Below are 3,547 nucleotides of genomic sequence, written 5' to 3'. Positions count from 1 at the left end.
GAGGCCGACCCCACCGAGCAGGTCGGGCCGCCATCGGGGCCGACCCAGCCCGATCGAGCGCAGCGCAATTCCACTGCGCCACAACAGGTATAACGCCAGCGCGCCCCACGCCGACAGCTGAAACACCCAGACGAGGTTGAGTCCGAGGTCGATGAGGTCGAACGGGGACCGGCGCGGATTGAGCGCGACGACCTGTCCGGACAGGCCGAGCAGCACTGATTCGATCAGGTTGAGCAGAGCGCTGTAGGCCGACAGGCCGAACGTCACCGCCAGCACGACGACGATCTCGATGCGCAGGGCCCGGCGGGCGGGGTCGGTGAGCTCGTCGGGGGCGCCGGTCACCGGAGCTACGGTAGTGCGGTCAGAGTTTCCGTGTGCGCAGCCCGTTGAGGAACGGGCAGCCCATCAGGACGCGGATGGCCTGGCTCAAACCGGTGACGTCGTCGACCGGCCGGGTGAACGGTAGCCGCACGTCGTGGTCGCCTTCGTCGCTCTCCACCCGCAGTTGCACGCCGTAGCGGTCCAGGCCCAGCGGGCGAACACGGCCGCGGCGCAACGACATCGGGAGTCGGCTGGCGAGCCGCTCGACCACATCGCGGTGTGCCGACTCCATGTGCTGCAGCCAGCACGACTCCATTGCGCAGAACGGGTCCGGCCGTGCGTCCAGCAGCGTGCTCACGCTGACCGACTCGGCGCCCGTGGAATCGGCGACGACGACGGAGTCGATCTCCAGCCGCAGGAGCGTGTATCCCTGGTCGCCGTCGGCGGGCGCGGAGTTCACCTGCAGCAGGGCCGGATTCGGGTCTTCCGAGGCGATCAGGTCGAGAAGGGCCGACACTTCGCCCGCGGCGACGTCGTGCAGGCGTCCCTGGATCCACACCAGCGAGCGCACCGGCTCACGCAGGGGCAGCGGCGCGTAGTCCGTCATCTCCAGCACGCCCTGCACACCACCGACTCCGGCCCCGACAGCCGCGGCGGCCACCGCGCTGTCCGCGGGGACGGTGATCGCGAACGAGCCGTCGTTGAGCAGGTGGTGAACGGGTGTCTCGGTCGGGCCGCTGTTCTCGCAGCCCTCGATCGCGAGCATCGCGCCGCCCGCCTTGGCGCACGCGCTGCGGATCCGCTCGGCTGTCGTCGGTGCCGTGACCGGTGTCGCCATCGCGCCTCCTTCAGATAAGGTGAGCCTAACTTAACTATCGACCGGCGAATCCTGCAAGGCCTTCGTGCAGCGGAACGGCATTACCGCGGCGACCCGATAGTGTTGATCTGTGCCGCGCATTGCTTATCTCGGACCCCAAGGGACATTCACCGAGGCGGCGCTGCTCGAGATGGCGGGGGGCGGCATGCTGCCCGGCGGGGCGGGCGCCGACGACGTGACCCCGGTCCCCTGTGACAGCACCATCGGCGCGCTCGAAGCGGTGCGCGACGAGCGCGCCGACTACGCCTGCGTGCCGATCGAGAACTCGATCGAGGGGTCGGTGCTTCCGACGTTGGACGGGCTCGCGACGGGCACGCCGCTACAGATTGTCGCCGAACTCACGCTCGACGTGTCGTTCACGATCGCCGTGCGTGACGGGACAGCGGTCGAAGAGGTCGCGACCATCGCCGCCTTCCCCGTCGCGGCCGCACAGGTGCGCAACTGGCTCGCCGAGCATCTGCCGTCGGCGCGGGTGGTGCCCGCCAACTCGAACGCCGCGGCGGCCAACGACGTCGCCGAGGGCCGCGCCGACGCGGGGGTGAGCACGGCGCTGGCGACCAAGCGCTACGGGCTCGTGGCGCTGGCGTCCGACGTCGTGGACGAACCCAACGCGCGCACCAGGTTCGTGCTCGTCGGACCGCCGGCCCCGCCGCCGCGGCGCACCGGCGCCGACCGCACCTCGGTGGTGCTGCGGCTCGACAACGTCCCCGGTGCGCTCGTATCGGCGCTGACCGAGCTCGCCGTGCGCGACATCGACCTGACCCGCATCGAATCACGGCCCACCCGAACGGGATTGGGCACCTACATCTTCTTCCTCGACTGCGTCGGCCACATCGACGACGATGCGGTGGCAGAGGCATTCAAGGCGCTGCACCGTCGTTGCTCGGATATGCGATTCCTCGGTTCATGGCCGACCGGAGCGGCCGCGGGCGCAGCGCCCCCCGGTCTCGACGAAGCCTCCCGCTGGCTGGCGCGCCTCAGAGAGGGGAAGCGTTGAGCGGGCGCCTGGTGCTGGTGCGCCACGGACAGTCGCTGGCCAACGTCGATCGTCGCCTCGACACCCGACCGCCGGGCGCGGAGCTGACCGACCTCGGCCGCGAGCAGGCGCGGACATTTGCACGGTCCATCGGCGGTCACCCCGCCGTTCCCGCGCTGCTGGCGCATTCGGTGGCACACCGGGCCCGCCAGACCGCCGAGGAGATCGCCGGCGCTCTGCGGCTGCCGCCAGTCGAACTCGGCGGTGTCCACGAGGTTCAGGTGGGTGATCTGGAGGATCGCAACGACGACGAGGCGATCGCGACGTTCGAGAGCATCTACCAGAAGTGGCACGACGGCGATCTCGACGTGCCCATGCCGAACGGCGAGACCGGTAACGACGTGCTGGAGCGATACGTGCCGACCATCACCCAACTGCGAATGCGTCACCTCGACGACGACTCGTGGCACGGCGACATCGTGGTGGTCAGCCACGGCGCAGCGATCCGGCTGGTGTCCTCGGTGCTGGCCGGGGTTGAGAGGAGCTTCGCGCTCGACCACCACCTCGGCAACACCGAGGCCGTCGTACTCGCACCGATCACCGACGGCCGGTGGAGCTGCGTGCAGTGGGGCTCGCTGACGCCGCCGTTCTACCCTGAGCCCGATGTGCACCCGGTCGAGGACGCGCTGCGCTCAGCCGACCCGATGGGCTGATACCGAAACGACGCTGGGCCCACAGCATGCTTGGGGAGTGCAGCCGATCGCCTCGCAGTCGATCACGAACGCGTGCGCGACTTCCGGCGTCACACAGTCAGGTTCGGTGCACTCGGTCCGATACGAGATGTGGTGGATGACGGTGCCATGGCAGTGCTCGAGGCCCGCCTCGCAGTCTCGGCACTCGGTCATGGCCCCTTGATAGCACCAACGGGTGACAAAGCGTGGTTGCCGCGCGGGCTATCCCCAGCCGAGTTCGTGCAGCCGTTCGTCGTCGATGCCGAAGTGGTGGGCGACCTCGTGGATGACGGTCACGGCGACCTCGTCGACGACGTCCTGTTCGCTGTCGCAGTGCTCCAGCAGCGCCTCGCGGTAGATGGTGATGGTGTCGGGCAGCGAGCCCGCGTACCACGAATCGCGTTCGGTGAGCGCGACGCCGTGATAGAGCCCGAGAAGATCGGGCTCCTCGTCGTTGCGGTCCTCGACCAGGACGACGACATTGTCCAGCGCGTCGGCGAGCTTCGGCGGAATCAGATCGAGCGCCTCGGAGACGAGTTCGTCGAACCGTTGCGGGCTCATCTGAACGACCATGCGATTACTGACCCGGCGGTGGCGGTGCGGCCGGCGGTGGGACCTGCTCGGGCGCGGGCGGCGGCGGAA

5 protein-coding genes and 1 pseudogene are annotated in these 3,547 nt (G+C 69.2%); 2 read left to right on the top strand and 4 right to left on the bottom strand.

The features are described 5' to 3' along the window. Together A5650_RS05530 and A5650_RS05525 are read right to left on the bottom strand one after the other, a co-directional pair. Positions 1-342, bottom strand: a pseudogene (locus A5650_RS05530) (CPBP family intramembrane glutamate endopeptidase); the annotation flags it as partial. A gap of 19 nt (positions 343-361) precedes the next feature. Continuing rightward, positions 362-1,159: a DUF2470 domain-containing protein gene (locus A5650_RS05525; protein ID WP_067287249.1), complete on the bottom strand. Its 798-nt coding sequence runs from the start codon at positions 1,157-1,159 to the stop codon at positions 362-364. A 109-nt stretch (positions 1,160-1,268) separates the two neighbouring features. Between A5650_RS05525 and pheA the strand changes: the two genes are divergently transcribed. Next, positions 1,269-2,195: a prephenate dehydratase gene (gene pheA, locus A5650_RS05520; protein WP_067287246.1), complete on the top strand. Its 927-nt coding sequence runs from the start codon at positions 1,269-1,271 to the stop codon at positions 2,193-2,195. After that, positions 2,192-2,887 carry a histidine phosphatase family protein gene (locus A5650_RS05515; RefSeq protein WP_067287243.1) on the top strand — a complete coding sequence of 232 codons (696 nt, stop codon included), beginning with the start codon at positions 2,192-2,194 and terminating at the stop codon, positions 2,885-2,887. The genes pheA and A5650_RS05515 overlap by 4 nt, the downstream gene beginning before the upstream one ends. On the opposite strand, the gene A5650_RS27275 is transcribed toward A5650_RS05515, so the two are convergent. Both A5650_RS27275 and A5650_RS05510 read right to left on the bottom strand, forming a co-directional pair. Beyond that, on the bottom strand, positions 2,867-3,079 hold the full coding sequence (locus A5650_RS27275; protein WP_082950623.1) for a hypothetical protein: 213 nt from the start codon (positions 3,077-3,079) through the stop codon (positions 2,867-2,869). The two genes, A5650_RS05515 and A5650_RS27275, sit on opposite strands and share 21 nt — an antisense overlap. A 48-nt stretch (positions 3,080-3,127) precedes the next feature. After that, complete coding sequence (locus A5650_RS05510) at positions 3,128-3,478, bottom strand: metallopeptidase family protein (RefSeq protein ID WP_067287239.1); 351 nt, start codon at positions 3,476-3,478, stop codon at positions 3,128-3,130. Positions 3,479-3,547 lie beyond the last annotated feature (69 nt).

The sequence above is a fragment of the Mycobacterium sp. 1164985.4 genome, from assembly GCF_001668575.1.
Lineage (GTDB): Bacteria > Actinomycetota > Actinomycetes > Mycobacteriales > Mycobacteriaceae > Mycobacterium.
Note: the sequence above shows the minus strand (reverse complement) of the source record. Positions and strands in the feature narration are given on the sequence as shown.

Excerpts from the sequence above, each read along its gene's own strand:
- A5650_RS05525 (WP_067287249.1), bottom strand. The coding sequence starts at position 1,159 with ATGGCGACACCGGTCACGGCACCGACGACAGCCGAGCGGATCCGCAGC.
- A5650_RS27275 (WP_082950623.1), bottom strand. The coding sequence starts at position 3,079 with ATGACCGAGTGCCGAGACTGCGAGGCGGGCCTCGAGCACTGCCATGGC.
- A5650_RS05510 (WP_067287239.1), bottom strand. The coding sequence starts at position 3,478 with ATGGTCGTTCAGATGAGCCCGCAACGGTTCGACGAACTCGTCTCCGAG.